The sequence below is a fragment of the Cobetia sp. SIMBA_158 genome (genome assembly GCF_046566945.1).
Classification (GTDB): domain Bacteria; phylum Pseudomonadota; class Gammaproteobacteria; order Pseudomonadales; family Halomonadaceae; genus Cobetia; species Cobetia amphilecti.
Map to the genome: position 1 here is coordinate 214719 of NZ_JAWJYL010000005.1, position 15160 is coordinate 229878.

At 61.1% G+C, this 15160-nt stretch carries 14 protein-coding genes; 8 read left to right on the top strand and 6 right to left on the bottom strand.

Annotation, left to right across the window (positions count from 1 at the left end; translation table 11 throughout):
- The first annotated feature begins 127 nt into the window (after positions 1-127).
- Both R2R70_RS10300 and R2R70_RS10305 read left to right on the top strand, forming a co-directional pair.
- A complete protein-coding gene (locus tag R2R70_RS10300) occupies positions 128-616 on the top strand; it encodes a hypothetical protein (protein ID WP_410977942.1) in 489 nt (162 codons plus the stop codon).
- 243 nt (positions 617-859) lie between these two features.
- Positions 860-2110 (top strand): hypothetical protein, encoded by a 1251-nt coding sequence (locus tag R2R70_RS10305; RefSeq protein ID WP_410977943.1) that lies wholly within the window; start codon positions 860-862, stop codon positions 2108-2110.
- Positions 2111-2260: 150 nt separating this feature from the next.
- Here the strand turns inward: R2R70_RS10305 and R2R70_RS10310 are convergent, their stop codons facing one another.
- From R2R70_RS10310 to R2R70_RS10335, 6 genes are all read right to left on the bottom strand, one after another.
- Positions 2261-2671 carry a hypothetical protein gene (locus tag R2R70_RS10310; protein WP_213114856.1) on the bottom strand — a complete coding sequence of 137 codons (411 nt, stop codon included), beginning with the start codon at positions 2669-2671 and terminating at the stop codon, positions 2261-2263.
- 124 nt (positions 2672-2795) lie between these two features.
- Positions 2796-4358, bottom strand: coding sequence for an AAA family ATPase (locus tag R2R70_RS10315; protein ID WP_410977944.1), 1563 nt, complete (start codon positions 4356-4358; stop codon positions 2796-2798).
- 169 nt (positions 4359-4527) lie between these two features.
- Positions 4528-5820: a glutamate-1-semialdehyde 2,1-aminomutase gene (gene hemL / locus R2R70_RS10320; protein WP_043331681.1), complete on the bottom strand. Its 1293-nt coding sequence runs from the start codon at positions 5818-5820 to the stop codon at positions 4528-4530.
- A gap of 251 nt (positions 5821-6071) precedes the next feature.
- Positions 6072-6932, bottom strand: a complete 861-nt coding sequence (locus R2R70_RS10325) for a bifunctional hydroxymethylpyrimidine kinase/phosphomethylpyrimidine kinase (RefSeq protein ID WP_410977945.1) — start codon at positions 6930-6932, stop codon at positions 6072-6074.
- Between the two features lie 14 nt (positions 6933-6946).
- Entirely contained in the window at positions 6947-7378 is a 432-nt protein-coding gene (gene hemJ, locus R2R70_RS10330) for a protoporphyrinogen oxidase HemJ (protein WP_043331686.1), read from the bottom strand.
- Positions 7379-7547: 169 nt separating this feature from the next.
- Entirely contained in the window at positions 7548-9299 is a 1752-nt protein-coding gene (locus R2R70_RS10335; protein WP_410977982.1) for a chloride channel protein, read from the bottom strand.
- A gap of 253 nt (positions 9300-9552) precedes the next feature.
- Here R2R70_RS10335 and argC point away from each other — a divergent pair, with 253 nt between their 5' ends.
- The 6 genes from argC (at position 9553) to R2R70_RS10365 (ending at position 15146) form a co-directional block, all read left to right on the top strand.
- On the top strand, positions 9553-10596 hold the full coding sequence (gene argC / locus R2R70_RS10340) for an N-acetyl-gamma-glutamyl-phosphate reductase (protein WP_107335774.1): 1044 nt from the start codon (positions 9553-9555) through the stop codon (positions 10594-10596).
- A 147-nt stretch (positions 10597-10743) separates the two neighbouring features.
- Positions 10744-11097 (top strand): iron-sulfur cluster insertion protein ErpA, encoded by a 354-nt coding sequence (erpA, locus tag R2R70_RS10345; protein WP_043331693.1) that lies wholly within the window; start codon positions 10744-10746, stop codon positions 11095-11097.
- Between the two features lie 250 nt (positions 11098-11347).
- Entirely contained in the window at positions 11348-12109 is a 762-nt protein-coding gene (locus R2R70_RS10350; RefSeq protein WP_213114853.1) for a transporter substrate-binding domain-containing protein, read from the top strand.
- A gap of 150 nt (positions 12110-12259) precedes the next feature.
- Positions 12260-12931, top strand: a complete 672-nt coding sequence (locus R2R70_RS10355) for an amino acid ABC transporter permease (protein WP_284726519.1) — start codon at positions 12260-12262, stop codon at positions 12929-12931.
- A gap of 109 nt (positions 12932-13040) precedes the next feature.
- A complete protein-coding gene (locus tag R2R70_RS10360) occupies positions 13041-13787 on the top strand; it encodes an amino acid ABC transporter ATP-binding protein (RefSeq protein ID WP_054556363.1) in 747 nt (248 codons plus the stop codon).
- Between the two features lie 1074 nt (positions 13788-14861).
- Positions 14862-15146, top strand: a complete 285-nt coding sequence (locus R2R70_RS10365) for a hypothetical protein (protein WP_213114851.1) — start codon at positions 14862-14864, stop codon at positions 15144-15146.
- Positions 15147-15160: the final 14 nt, after the last annotated feature.

Consider the following 15160-nt stretch of genomic DNA (forward strand, 5'->3'; position numbering starts at 1 on the left):
GCTATTGTCCAAGACATTATGAGTAGCAATCTCTAGCCCTCATAAACCCGAAAAGGACTGATGGTGATGGCCTCGATAAAGACCAATAGTTAGTGCACTTAGACGGTCACCTGGATGGACTCACGCCATGGCTTCGGCAAAGCATCAACAAAGAAGAATGCTACAGGCCTGCCTTTTCTTTTCATCACTGACACTCAGCTTGTGGGTGTTGGCCTATGACCTGGCGACCACCTCCGAATTGGGGAGCAGCCACTCAGTGGCGGTCATCGAGCAATCTGGCGCTTATAACTCGGCGATGATCGTTCAGCATGGCAATGGCAACGCCTCATTGATTGACCAGAGCGGTGTCCTGAATGAAGCAGGTGTCGACCAATATGGCAATGGAAACACGGCGTACACGCTGCAAGAGGGCGCCCTGCATGAGGCCAGCATTCTTCAGCATGGGCAATATCATGATGCGCTGATCATTCAGCAAGGTGTTGGGCAAAGCGCCAGCATTCAGCAGACAGGCATCGGGGGAAGCGCCACGCTTCTACAACAGGCCAGTAGTCAGATACCGGCAAGTATCACTCAATATTCACGGGGCCATATGCGTGTCCAGGTCATACAACAGTGATCTCTACCACGATGGCTCGCATGACATCGCTATATGACAATGATGCTTGTGAAGGTGGTGGCTGAATATTCGCTTTCGTCGAATCGACAATACGAATTTTGCCTGGCCAGGAGAGGTTCTCACTTACATGTAGTCAAGAGTCCTGCATGACGAATACAACCTTCTGGCAAGGCCATAAAAGAGCAGTAGCAGTACAACATGATGTCGCGGATCACGAAAACCAGACCGCCATCATGTCAGGGGATGCACGACCAGAAGCAAATCAATAATAAAAACACAACTCAAAAAACGATCTACACAAGGGAACAAACCATGAAAATCCAAATGAGCCTGCTGGCTGCCGCTGTCGCTTTCTCTTCACATGCGATGGCAGTGGACAATGCTTCAGACATCGATCAGACCGGTTTCGCCAATGGCGCGACGGTCACCCAAGGTGATCGCAATGGAAACCCGTTCAACGCCGGCGAGCATACCAGCGATATCGATCAGACAGGGGCCTTCAACGGCGCCACTGTCTACCAGAGCGGCGTCGCGAGCATTGCCAGTGTCAACCAGCAAGGCCTGGCCAATATGGCGGATGTCCTGCAGAGGGGGCAGGCACAGAAAGCAACTGTCTACCAGGATGGCCGCCGCAACCACGCTGATGTCGACCAGAAAAGCTTCAAGAACACGGCCACCATCACCCAGGAAGGCCAGCACAACAACTCCGTCTCCAAGCAGGGCGATAGCGGCCGGAACTCAAGCGGTCGTTTCAATGACTTGACCGTGACCCAGACAGGCGCCTTCAACTCGTCCATCGCTACGCAAAGCGGTAGTCACGAGAAAGCGACCGTGAACCAGATGGGCCTCGGCCATGATTCGGATGTCGAACAGAGCGGTGACTACAACGTCGCTTCCGTCAGCCAGAGCGGCATCTACCATGACTCCAGCGTGTTGCAGAGCGGGAAGTACAGCAAGGCACGTGTCATGCAGACGGGGGCCTTCAGTGACTCGGACATCGCACAATCCGGCAAGCATCAGCTAGCTCAAGTCATGCAAAGCGGAAAATTACATGATTCCGAGATCAATCAGGCGGGTGGCCACAACCGTGCCAACGTCACCCAGTCGGACTTCCACAATGACTCCGAGATAGACCAGTACGGTTACGGAAACCGCAGCATGGTCATTCAGAGCGGCGCCTTCAATGACTCTGATATCAAGCAGGCCGGTTCAGGCAATCTGGCCATGACTGAGCAAAGCGGCATCAACAACGATGCCAATGTCGCGCAGTATCTGTCTTTTGAGAACGAGTCCTACATTACCCAGACCGGTTACAACGACAGTGCGACCGTGCTGCAGGTAGGCGGACATAACGAATCCACCATTCTGCAGCAGGCTGGCGGCTTCATGAGCTTTGCGCCGAATACTGCCAATGTGACGCAGACTGGTTTCACCAACTCTTCCACCATCACCCAGACTGGCGGTGGCAACGTAGCCAACGTGATGCAGTACTGATCACGCCCCAGCCAGGATGTCTTACAGAACCTCGCGCAAGCGGGGTTTTTCGTTTTTCCGCCCGGTGGATCCATATAATGAAAAAGGCCGCTGACAGGGTTGTCAGCGGCCTTCCAGTACCAGCCGCGAAACATCTATCGCAGCGGCAAGTTACTTCTTTGGCGGTGTCACGGAATTCTCCGGGAAGGACTTGCGATAACTCTCAAGGCTTTCATCCACCATCTGGCGGCCCTTGCTGACCTGCTTGTTACCGCTGGTGATCCGCGCCTTGCCCTTCTTGATCTGACCATTGCCCTTGTCGATCAGCGCCTGGCCCTTGGCGATATTGGATTCGCCATCATTGACCAGATTCTCACCACTGACGACCTGCTTCTCACCCGCGGCCACCAGAGACTTGCCGCTCTCCCAATTATCGGCCAGCTGATCACGCACCTTGGCGACGGCCTTGGCTTCCTCAGCCTGACCGCGCATGAGATCAGCGGTTGTCGGCTGGCTGGAGCAGCCCGCGAGCAGTGCCAGACTGATGGCAGCGGCGGCGGTATTTACCCATTGTTGGCGCATGATATTTCCTTTCCAGATGCATAGCTTCCCAACGAAAGCCAAGGCTCACTCGGGAGCGCACTATGCAATACAAAAAAGGGCATGGCGGTCATCCCGCCATGCCCCATGACAACTATCGCTCGTCTCAATGCAGCCTGAGCTGCTCACGAATCAGGCGAGCCAAGGTGACATTGGCGTTGGGCGCTGTCGTGTCGATATGGACCAGCTGACCATGCTCTTCTGGCGCAAATGGCTCGCGATTGGCCAATTGCTTGTCGAGCACTTCCAGACCTGCTTCGGAAGCCTCACCACTGCGCTGACTACGCTTGATGATGCGCTTGCGCAGCGTCTCGTCATCGGCCTCGAAGCTGATCATCAGTACCGGCAGGCCACGGGCTTCTGCCTCATGACGCAGGCGATCACGCTGCACCTTCTTCAGGCAGGTGGCATCGATGCAGACGGGGATACCCGATTCCAGCAGCGTGGCTGACAGATTCGAGAGTCGCTCGTAGGTCGCATGGGTGGCCTGGGGGGTATAGATGCCGCCATTGAGCCCGGACTCGGTATCGGCATCCGCCGCAAAGCCATACAGGCGCTTGCGCTCGACATCGCTGCGAATGCGTACACCGCCCAGCTCGCGCACCATCTCTTCGGTGAAGCGACTCTTGCCGCTGCCGGAGACACCCACACCGATGATCATATAAGGGAAGCGGATCTCGCTATAGCGCTCCGCCAGCCCGATATAGCGCTCGTACTCGGCCAGCACATCGGCGCGATCCGCTTCACACAGGTCCGGCTGATGATAGCGAATCATCGCCACCTTGGCCCGGATCAGTGCGCGATAGATCTTGTAGTACGGCAGCAGACGCACCAGCGAGTAATCGCTGGAGAGCTCGAGATACCGGTTGAGAGCATGATGGGCAAAGGCCTGCTCATCACGCGCTTCGAGATCCATCACCAGGAAGGCCAGATCACAACCGACATCATTCCAGCGCAACTCTTCATTGAACTCGATGCCGTCAAACAGCAGGGCACGGCCTTCGTGGCGCACGGCGTTACCCAAGTGGATATCGCCGTGAGTCTCACGCACGAAGCCTTCCTGCCAGCGACGCTCGAACTCGGGATTGAGGCGCTGGAAGGTCTCTTCGGTCCACTGCTTGAGCAGCGCGAGTCGCTTGATGGCCTCGGCATCATCACCGAGGCGCGGACGAATCAGCTCGAACTCGTTGTCGATGGTACGACTGACCATCTGCGGGCTACCCAGCTCGCTATCGCCCTGGATGCGCTCGGCCTGCTCGTGGAAGGCCACCAGCTGGTCGACCAGATCGTCCAGCAATTCCAGCGACAGCTCGCCACTGGCCTGCAGGGCGCTGAACAGATGGCGATTGGAGAACTGGCGCATCTTGACCGCGTACTCGAAGACAGCACTGTCGTCTCCGATGCGCGGAGCTTCGGGCGTGCCCGAGATCGCCACGGTATCCAGGTACAGCGTCGGTGCCAGACGGCGGTTGAGGCGCACTTCCTGTTCACACAGGAGCTTGCGGCGCTCAAGGGTCGAGAAATCCAGGAAGCTGCCGAAATCCAGCGGCTTCTTGATCTTGTAGGCGTAGTCGCCGGTCAGCACGATCCACGAGATATGCGTCTCGTGCACTTCGATATCCTTCACGGGGTGATCGAAGCAATCGGCTGTGTGAAGGGCTCGAATCAAGGCCTGGCTCAAGGTCGTCTCCGCTAAGGCAAGCTGGCTATAAGGTCATTAGCGCAATCGCTATCGTTGGCGACAAGTGTACCGGATGGCAGCCCGCCCGGCAGCCTGCCGAGCGGGTTCCTGTCTGCGTTGGCCAACCCGCGGACTCAGGTACTGTCTCGCGTCTCACTCAGTTCGATGCGGACATCTGCGCAAAGACCCGCTCAGCCGCATCCAGCGTGGCCTGGATATCAGCATCGGTGTGCGCCGCGGACATGAAGCCGGCTTCATAGGCGGACGGCGCCAGATAGACGCCTTCGGCGAGCATCGCGTTGAAGAAGGTCACGAAATCCTGCTGACGACAGCGCGTGGCGGAGGCGAAATTGCTGACCTCTGCGTCATCGGTGAAGAAGACACCGAACATGCCACCGGCATGCTGGGTAATCAGACGGATGCCTGCCGCCTTGGCACGGCTTTCCAGACCTTCACACAGCATCTCGACCTTGCGTGAAAGCTCGGCGTGGAAGCCGGGCGCCTTGAGCTTGCGCAGCAGCGCGACGCCAGCGGCCATCGCCAGCGGATTGCCTGCCAGCGTCCCGGCCTGGTAGACCGGCCCCAGCGGCGAGAGATGGTGCATGATCTCGCGCTTGCCGCCGAAGGCACCCACCGGCATGCCGCCGCCGACGATCTTGCCCAGGCAGGTCAGGTCCGGCGTGATGCCGTAATGTGCCTGAGCGCCACCCAGGGCAACACGGAAGCCCGTCATCACCTCATCGAGGATCAGCACGCTGCCGTGGGCATCGCACACTTCACGCAGGCTTTCGAGGAAGCCTGGAACCGGCGGAATGCAGTTCATGTTGCCGGCGACTGGTTCGACGATAATGCAGGCGATCTCGTCACCCAGCTCGGCGAAGCAACGGCGCACACCCTCGGCGTCGTTGTAGTCCAGCGTGATGGTGTGCTCGGCCAGCGAGGCCGGCACGCCCGGGGAGCTGGGCTCGCCATGGGTCAGCGCGCCGGAGCCGGCCTTGACCAGCAGCGAGTCGGAGTGACCGTGATAGTTGCCCTCGAACTTGACGATCTTGTCGCGACCGGTAAAGCCCCGCGCCAAGCGGATCGCCGACATGGTGGCCTCGGTGCCGGAGTTGGTCATGCGCACCATGTCGAGGCTCGGCAGCATCTCGCAGATCAGCTCGGCCATCTCGGACTCGATCTCGGTGGGCGCACCGAAGGACAGACCACTTTCGAGACGCTCGCGCACGGCGCTGAGCACATCTTCATCGGCGTGGCCGGTGATCATCGGTCCCCAGGAACCGACGTAATCGATATAGCGCGTGTTCTCCACATCGAACAGATACGCGCCCTTGGCATGGTCGATGAACACCGGCGGACGATGCAGTCCCTTGAAGGCGCGGACCGGCGAGTTGACGCCACCGGGAATATGACGGCTGGCGCGTTCGAACTGGGCAGCGGACGTGGTCATGACATACCTCTTGATAAGCGGCGAGCGGCCCATCGGCCGCGAAAATGGAGAAAAGGGGGATCAGACATAAAGACGCTGTGGATAACGTGAATGCAGCTTGTCCACAGGCGATGAAACGGCCCGATAGCCTCGGGGCGGCAAGGGGGTGTGGATAACCCGAATGCCGTCGATGGCGACAGCTTAACGCGACTCACGGGTGAGTTGCAGCCGCGCGAGCGCAAGGGGTGCCGGCGTCGAAAGGGGCAATAGCGCTATCGCCAGGGCAGAAACTGGGCCTCGGGCAGCGCACCTTTCCGCCCACGTTGCTGGCCATCGACGAGACTCTGCCAGGTGGCCTGCTGGGCAGCCTGCCATGCCGATGGCAACGTCATGCCGCGTGCCAGACGAACCGCCAGGTGCGAGGCCAGCGTGCAGCCGCTGCCATGGAAGCTGCCCGTCAGTCGCGGGCAGTCCAGTGCGAGCGTGGCGTGGTCACGGCGATACAGACGATGGATCACCGACGGCTCAGCCAGCGAATCAGCACCGTGTCCCTGCGGGTCAGCATCGCGCTCGACAGGATCGGTACCGGTGACCAGCACGGCCCCGGCGCCTGCCGCCAGCAGATGCTCGGCGAGTCGGCCGTCGCCCGTCCCCGTGGGACAGGCCGCCAGCCGCGCAAGCTCCGCGCGGTTGGGCGTGAGCACATCCACATGCGGCAGCAAGCTCTCACGCGCCTGATGGATCAGCGACTCGGTGGAAAGCTCAAGCCCGCCGCCCGCCTTGAGCACCGGGTCCCATACTACGGGTAACCCCGGCCAGCGCTGCTGGAGTTCCTCGATCAGCGTCACGCACGCCGTGAGCGCCGCTTCGCTGGCGAGCAGACCGATCTTGAGCGCGCCCGGGCGGAAGTCCTCACACAGGGTGCGGGCCATGGCGAGCATCGACTCGCCCGATTGCGGGATCACCGCCTGCACATTGCAGGAGTTCTGCACCGTCAGTGCCGTCGGCACCGTCAGCGCCCAGCCGCCACCGGCGCGGATCGCCTCGCTGTCGGCAATCAGACCCGCGCCGCCACTGGGATCATGCCCCGCCAATACCAGTACGTAGGGCAATTGCGCTGAGCACTCGGTCATGGCGGAACCAACCCTCAGAACGGTTTGACGATGACGCAGATGACGATCACCACCAGCATCAGCACCGGCACTTCATTGAAGAAGCGGAAGTAGCGCGAGGTTCTCTTGCAGGTATCGGCGGCGAACTGCTTCAGATACAGGCCACAGGCATGGTGATAGCCGACCAGCAGCACGACCATGGTCAGCTTGAGGTGCATCCAGCCCATGCTCATGAAGCTCGGCACCAGCGCCAGCAGCCAGATCCCCAGCACCAGGGTCGCGATCATCGACGGCATCATGATGCCGCGATAGAGCTTGCGCTCCATGGTCTTGAAGTACTCGATGGCCTTGTGGTCGCCGGCATCACGCGCCTGGGCGTGATAGACGTACAGGCGCGGCAGATAGAAGAGGGCAGCAAACCAGCACACTACGGCAATCAGATGGAAAGCCTTGATCCACAGATACATGAGGGAGCTCCGTCAGTCAGGGTCGGGAAGGTCAGAAAGTGGACGCGCGGATGAAGCAATCGGATCGCCACGATGGCATGTGGCACCGCCAAGGCCCATGCGGTATGCGGTCGCGGCCAGGCGCGCGCAGAGCGAATTCACGCCTGAGAAGCAGGTGCCATGGCGCGCGTCAGGGCGTATAGCGATAGTAGCTCTCTATTGCATCCCGCGTGATGATACCTGAAATCTTGCGAATCATCGGTGCGGTGGTGTGCTCGACATAGAGGGCATCGACATCGCTGGGCAGCAGCCGCTCATAGGCCTCGGACAAGGTAGCCTGCAGGTGGATGGGCGCGAGATCCAGACGCTGAGCCGGGATCTCGAGCAGGTCGAGCTCTTCCTGCTCCCGCCAGTGCTCATCCATCAGCACACGCACCAGATCCGCCGCCGGCAGCGCGACCATCGGCTTTTCCGGCGTCGAGCGCGTGACCACCAGCCAGACCGGCTTGCTGTCGAGCAGGGCGCGAGCGCGTTCACGCGTGATGCGGCGCGGCACGCTGACCAGCGAGCGCTCCATCACCGCCGGCACCGCCACCCGCGACAGCGCCTGCATCAATGGCTGCTGGAGCGGATGCAGGCCCTGCGCCGTCAGCGTCGAGATGAAGAAGCCTTGGCAGTGACACAGCTGGCGACAGGTCAGGCCTGCCACCACCACCGCCAGCATGCCGGGCAGGATGATATTCGGCGAATGCGTCAATTCGAGCAGTGCCATCAGGGCAGCCAGTGGCGCCTGAAGCACCGCGCCCATCATCGCCGCCATGCCGAGCAGGGCGTAAAGCGCGATGTCCGAGGCCTGGTCCGGCAACAGCCAGCCGCCCAGCATGCCCATCAAGGCCCCGGCAGCGGCGCCCGCCACCACCACCGGACCGATGATGCCGATCGGCACGCCACAGGCCACGCACAGGGCCGACAGCACCAGCTTGCCGATCACCAGCGCCAACAGGATATCCAGCGCCAGCTGGCCGTCGAGCAGCTGGGCCAGGCTGTCATAGCCGATACCTTGCACCTGGGGATACCACCACGCCACGGCGGCCGTCGAGATCCCGACCAGCGCCATGCGCATCCCCCATGACAGGTGTGCCACGCGCGCCTGCTGACGCGCCAGATGCACGAAGCCCCCCGCCAGCAGGCCGATGACCAGCGCCGTGACGATGACCCAGGGCAGGTCGAGCAGGGAATGCAGCAGCAGAGAGGGCACCGCGAAGGCCGGCGCCGAGCCGTAGACCATCTGCGTGACCACCGCGCCGGTGGTCGAGGCCAGAATCACCGGCATGAAGCCCATCAGAGTGTACTCCATCATCACCACTTCCATGGCGAAGATGACTCCCGCGATCGGCGTATTGAAGGAGGCGGAGATGCCCGCCGCCGTGCCACAGGCGACCAGCACGCGCAGACTGTTGTTGGGCAGCTTGAGGCGCTCGCCGATCCAGCTCGAGGCACCGGCGCCCAGGTGGATCGCCGGACCCTCACGCCCCGCCGACAGACCGCCGAGCACGCTCACGACCCCGACCACGACCTGATTGAGCCAGGCACGCAGCGGCATCTTGCCCTGATGGTAGGTCAGGCGCTCGATGACATGCCCGATGCCCAGCTTGCGCTGCGCCGGATGCTGTCGCCCCAGCACGATGCCGATCACCAGCACCGCCAGCAGCGGCAGCGAGGCGCGCACCCAGGGGGCAAGTCCCTCGAAGTTCTCCGGATTGTCATCGGGCATGAAGCCCAGGGCACCGGCGCTCAACAGCAGGCGGAAACCGACCATCAATGAGCCGGTCAGCAGCCCTGCCACCAGCCCCAGCAGACACAGTTGCGGGAGTGCATCGACCGCCGCCAGCTTGCGCCGAAAATTGTCGAGACTGGGACGAGGCAGATGCGGACGCGTCAGGCGTGACACTCACGACTCCTTGAAGGCACTGGCAATGACAGAGGACATCCATGTCGGCAGCGCATTACTGCCCGCCTGACACCTGTGTATCATATCGATTGCGAACCGTCGCGACCGTGCGCAATCCGACAACCTCGGCACAGCATGGCGCAACGCCTGTCTCGCGCACAGGCCACCAAAGGTCGCAGCAGCAGATCGGACACAAGATTACATCTCGCATCAACAGGACACCGCCCGAAGGCGGGGAGGCAGCATGATCAAGGTAGGTATCGTCGGCGGCACCGGTTACACCGGAGTGGAACTCCTCAGGCTCCTGGCCAGCCATCCGCAGGTGGAAGTGACCGTGATCACCTCGCGAAGCGAGAAGGGCGTGCGTGTCGACGAGATGTACCCCAATCTGCGCGGCCACTACGACACCCTCGCGTTCAGCGAGCCGGATGCCGACGTGCTGGCCGCCTGTGACGCCGTGTTCTTCGCCACGCCTCACGGTGTCGCTCACGCCCTGGCCGGCGATCTGCTGGCACGCGGCACGCGTGTCATCGACCTGTCCGCGGACTTCCGCATCAAGGACGCCGACGTCTGGGCCGAGTGGTATGGCCAGCCGCATGGCGCGCCGGAGCTGCTCGGCGAAGCCGTCTACGGCCTGCCGGAAGTCAATCGCGATGCCATCCGCGAAGCGCGCCTGATCGCGGTGCCGGGCTGCTACCCGACCTCCGTGCAGCTGGGCCTGATCCCGCTGCTGGAAGCCGGCCTGATCGAGACCGACAACATCATCGCCGACTGCAAGTCCGCCGTCTCCGGCGCGGGTCGCGGTGCCAAGGTCGGCTCGCTGCTGTGTGAAGCCGGCGAGTCCATGAAGGCCTACGGCGCCTCCGGCCATCGTCACCTGCCGGAAATCACCCAGGGGCTGGACCTGGCAGCCGGCAGCGCGGTCGGTCTGACCTTCGTCCCGCACCTGACGCCGATGATCCGCGGCATCCACTCCACCCTCTATCCGCGTCTGAGCGGCTTCAGCGGCACGCTGGAAGATCTGCAGGCGCTGTTCGAGCAGCGCTACGCCGATCACCCCGCCGTCGATGTCATGCCGCTGGGCAGCCATCCGGAGACGCGCAGCGTGCGTGGCACCAATCTGTGCCGCATCGCCCTGCATCGTCCGGGCAACGGCGACACCCTGGTGGTGCTGTCGGTGATCGACAACCTGGTCAAGGGCGCATCAGGTCAGGCCATCCAGAACCTCAACCTGATGTTCGGTCTCGATGAGATGATGGGTATCGGCGCGCCGGCGATGATGCCCTGAACCGCCAGCGTACGCCCGCAAGGCAGCACGTCAGACAAAGTTGACCCTTTTGCTCGGATATAGGGATAATAGGCGTCATTCCGTTCTCTATACCGTGCCGGGCGCTGTCTTCAGCGTCCGGCCTCCGACTCCTTCCAGGAGGCCCGCATGAGCGAAGCACAAAGCTTCATCCCGACGCCGTTGTACCTGTCCGAGCGCGCCAGTGCCCGGATTGCAGCGCTGCGCGCGGAAGAAGCCAACCCGGAGCTGCGTCTCAGGGTCTACGTCACTGGCGGCGGCTGTTCCGGCTTCCAGTACGGTTTCGATATCGCCACCGATCTGGCCGATGACGACACCGTGGTCGAGCTGGGCGAAGCCGCCATCGTGATCGACCCGCTGTCCTACCAGTATCTGGTCGGTTCGACGATCGACTATGAGGAAGGTCTGGCGGGCGCCCGCTTCATGATCCAGAACCCCAACGCCACCAGCACCTGTGGCTGCGGGTCTTCCTTCATGGTCTGATCATTGAGGGTCTGACCAGAGAGCGTATGACCGTCAGGGCTGACAGGCCCGCGCACGACATTGGCGCCTTGTTGACGCCTGATCGCCCCCTACCGGGAACCGGTAGGGGGCGATTTTTTTTCGTCATCTCAGTGGCTTGCAAGCTTCCCTTCGCCGCATGGCAGCAGCGGGAAACTTGACGGGGTCCGGTGTGCTCGTCAATCTAAAAACGCTATACATCCTAAAATCTAAATATAAAGAGGAATGTAAAATGCGCAGATCTCACCTGCTGGCCTCCCTCTCTGGCCTCGCGGCCGCCACCTTCATGGCCAGCGCTGCCCATGCCGTCACCCTCAAGGCGGCGACCGACCCGAGCTTCGTGCCCTTCGAGATGCTCGACCAGGAAAGCGGCGAGATGGTCGGCTTCGATATCGACATCCTCAATGCCATCGGCGAGCGCGCCGGCTTCGATATCGACCTCAAGACCATGGACTTCAATGGCATCATCCCGGCCGTGCAGACCGGTAGTGTCGATGTCGCCATCGCCGGCATCACCATCACCGAGGCGCGCGAGAAGATCGTCGACTTCACCGATCCCTACTATGACTCCGGCCTGCAGATTCTGACCTCGGCCAACAACGGCGACATCGAGGATATCGAAGGCCTGGAAGGCAAGAAGATCGGCACCAAGATCGGCTCCACCAGTTACGACTACCTCACCGCCAACCTCGGTGACTCCACCATCACGCCTTACCCGGGCAGTGCCGACATGTACATGGCCCTGATGTCCGGCAGCGTCGATGCCGTCTTCTACGATGCCCCCAACGTCGGCTACTTCGCCAAGACCAAGGGCAATGGACGCGTCAAGACGGTGGGGCCGCTCTATGAAGGCCAGCAATACGGCATCGCCTTCACCGAAGGCAGCGAGTGGACCGAGGCCGCCAACGAGGCGCTGGCCGAGATGAAGTCCGATGGCAGCTATGCCGAGATCTACCAGAAGTGGTTCGGCGCCATGCCCGGCGACAGCCAGTAAGCCGCTTTCGACTCGCCTCAGACGCCTCACGTCGCGTAGTGCAGATCATCATCACGACATTTCGGCAGCGACAGCCTGCCGGAATGTCGGTCGTCTCGAACCTCCGGCGCGCCCAGCGGCGCATGAGAGGTTCGTGCCAAGGAGCCCCCCGTGGACGTTCAGTTCCAGTTTGATTGGCAGGCCGCACTCGATTCGGTGCCCTACCTGCTCGAGGGCATTCCCTGGACCCTCGCCATTTCCTTCGGTGGCCTCGCCATCGGCTTCGTGCTCGGCATCCTGTTCGGACTGCTGAGCCTGTCTCCCAGCCGCCTCCTGCGCTGGATCGCCACCGCCTATATCGAGATCTTCCGTGGCACCCCGGTGCTCGTCCAGGTGCTCTTCATCTTCTATGGCCTGCCGCAGATCATCGGTGGCCCCATCGATGCCCTGACCGCCGGCATCGCCGCGATCGCCTTGAACTCGGCGGCCTATATCTCGGAAATCGTGCGCGGTGGCGTGCAGTCCATCGCCCGTGGCCAGCGGGAAGCCGGCCTGTCACTCGGTCTTTCCACCCCGCAGACCTTCCGCTATGTCATCTGGCCCCAGGCGCTGCGCCGCATGATCCCTGCGCTGGGCAACCAGGGCATCGTCTCGATCAAGGACACCTCGCTGTTCTCGGTGATCGGCGTCGGTGAGCTGGTGCGTCAGGGGCAGATCTACATCGCCACGACCTTCAATGCGCTGGAAACCTACTTCATGGTCGCGCTGCTATATCTGGTGATCACCCTCAGCCTGTCATTTGGCTTGCGGATGCTCGAGCGCCGCGGGTTGGTGGGCCAATGATGTCTCTCTGCCCCCCACACGTGACGGATATAGCCGCGCCATCTCTCCTTCTGCCTGATCTCATTTCTCTGACGACCTTCCGGCATGCAGCGCCGGTTCGGAGTGCCCCATGACTGCCATCGTGAAGATGCACAAGCTCAACAAGCATTTCGGCAGCCTGCATGTCCTCAAGGACATCGAGCTCGAGGTCGCCCAGGGGGAGGTGGTGGTGATCATCGGGGCCAGTGGCTCCGGCAAGTCGACACTGATTCGCTGCGTGAACGGCCTGGAGGAGTTTCAGGACGGCAACATCGAGGTGGATGGGCATTCGCTGATCCCCCACGGCAAGAGCCACAGGGCGCTCAAGGCGATACGCACCGAAGTCGGCATGGTCTTCCAGCAGTTCAACCTCTTCCCGCACATGAGCGTGCGTGACAACGTCAGCCTGGCCCCCATCAAGGTCCGCGGTACCTCGCGACCGGCGGCCGAGCAGCAAGCCGATACGCTGCTCGAGCGGGTCAATATTCTCGAGCAGGCCGACAAGTACCCGGGGCAACTCTCCGGCGGCCAGCAGCAACGCGTGGCCATTGCCCGCTCATTGGCGATGGAACCGCGCCTGATGCTGTTCGATGAGCCCACCTCGGCACTGGACCCGGAAATGATCGGCGAGGTGCTCGATGTCATGCGCAAGCTGGCCCGCGAAGGCATGACGATGATGATCGTCACCCATGAAATGAGTTTTGCCCGTGAAGTGGCAGACCGGGTGGTGTTCATCCATCAGGGCAGCATCGTCGAGGAAGGCACGCCAGAGCAGGTCTTCGATACGCCGCAACATCCACGCACCCAGAGCTTCCTGGCCCGCGTACTGTCCCACTGAGCGCCTTCCACAAGGCTCGCTGAGCCACTGCCCAGACAAGCGTTGAGCACGTGAAGACCCTACCCGCTGCCATGCGTGCAGCGGGCATGCCCCGACCGTCAGGTCGGGGCATTTTTTTGTCCTCAGAGGCCCTCGCGAGCCCTGCGGATCGCCAAACGATGAAAAATCTTCTCTCCCCGTGCCATCTGTCGGCATTTCGAGAAGAAAAAAACGAATTTTTTTGGCCCCGGCCACCCCCTTGCCAGGTCACGCAAACACGCCTTGGCGCTCGAACGAATGACGCTTTCCCCGCCTGGCAGTCATCGCTGAGGCGTCGCTTTAGCGTGTGGAAAACAGGGATAAATCAGGGGCCTAGCCGGAAAACCACACGAGGATAACGTGCACCGTGAGCCGCCGGGACAGCGTTCAGACAATCTCAGCGGCCGACACGGGCAAAACAAGCGAAAAAGTATCCACAGGCTGGGTCGCGTCGCGTCATTGGCACCATTGGCGAAGGCTGTAGCCATTCATGCACCACTTATCCCATGACTGTCTACAGCCTTGGGCAGCGCAGGAAATCGACATTTGCCTCTGTGGACATTTTCCGGCATTATCCGCGGCCTTCTTACCTTCAGGCCATGCAGCACTAGGGGTTGTGGGTAACAACGCCACTTGTGCACAGCAGGGCAGAAAAGTCGGGTACCAGCTCGGTATGAATCAGGGGATAATCGGGGCTGTGGACAAGGGCGCATTTCATCCACAGGAAGCGACCGGTGGCGTCCTCAGGTACTCCGCATTTTCTCCCCAACTATATCAACATCGTAAGCTTTTGATTTGTAACGGATAAAGTCGATTTCCCACTGATTTTGTCCACAACAGTAGTTACAACATCAACAGAACCCCTTTTTCTTTTCTTTATATAATCTTGTTATCCGGAAACCCGAAGGACGGACCGAGACCTCACGATCGACCTGACGTGAACTCGCCGAACCCGAAGTGTTCGGGATAACGAACGGCTGTCTGGGTAGCGCATCCCTCGCCGAAAAATCGACGCGTCGTATCCGCAAGACTCGTGAATCGTCACGGCGTGGATTGATGCCCCAGAAGAAACAACCCGGGCATTCGCTCATGGGCTGCCAGGACAAGGCTCTGTGGAAAACTCCTGACGCTTACCCACAGGCGGTTTATACTGTGCGGCCCGGACGTCATCCTGCTGGCTTGCAAGCTCCCTCACCGGTCGAGCACATGCCTTCGGCGACGGACATCATTCGCCATGCCGTCTGGCAGTCCTTGATTCACCCAGGCATCGATTCATCGCCCTGCCTGGCCGATTTGCCTGCTTCGCCAACCAGCGAACAGCGCTTCACCCAAGTTTCGTGATACCCCGAGGTGCC

Bases quoted from the DNA above. Each gene is read 5' to 3' on its own strand.
- argC (WP_107335774.1), top strand. From the start codon at position 9,553: ATGATCAAGGTAGGTATCGTCGGCGGCACCGGTTACACCGGAGTGGAA.
- R2R70_RS10305 (WP_410977943.1), top strand. From the start codon at position 860: ATGCACGACCAGAAGCAAATCAATAATAAAAACACAACTCAAAAAACG.
- R2R70_RS10360 (WP_054556363.1), top strand. From the start codon at position 13,041: ATGACTGCCATCGTGAAGATGCACAAGCTCAACAAGCATTTCGGCAGC.
- R2R70_RS10325 (WP_410977945.1), bottom strand. From the start codon at position 6,932: ATGACCGAGTGCTCAGCGCAATTGCCCTACGTACTGGTATTGGCGGGG.
- hemL (WP_043331681.1), bottom strand. From the start codon at position 5,820: ATGACCACGTCCGCTGCCCAGTTCGAACGCGCCAGCCGTCATATTCCC.
- hemJ (WP_043331686.1), bottom strand. From the start codon at position 7,378: ATGTATCTGTGGATCAAGGCTTTCCATCTGATTGCCGTAGTGTGCTGG.
- erpA (WP_043331693.1), top strand. From the start codon at position 10,744: ATGAGCGAAGCACAAAGCTTCATCCCGACGCCGTTGTACCTGTCCGAG.
- R2R70_RS10310 (WP_213114856.1), bottom strand. From the start codon at position 2,671: ATGCGCCAACAATGGGTAAATACCGCCGCCGCTGCCATCAGTCTGGCA.
- R2R70_RS10350 (WP_213114853.1), top strand. From the start codon at position 11,348: ATGCGCAGATCTCACCTGCTGGCCTCCCTCTCTGGCCTCGCGGCCGCC.
- R2R70_RS10365 (WP_213114851.1), top strand. From the start codon at position 14,862: ATGCCCCAGAAGAAACAACCCGGGCATTCGCTCATGGGCTGCCAGGAC.
- R2R70_RS10300 (WP_410977942.1), top strand. From the start codon at position 128: ATGGCTTCGGCAAAGCATCAACAAAGAAGAATGCTACAGGCCTGCCTT.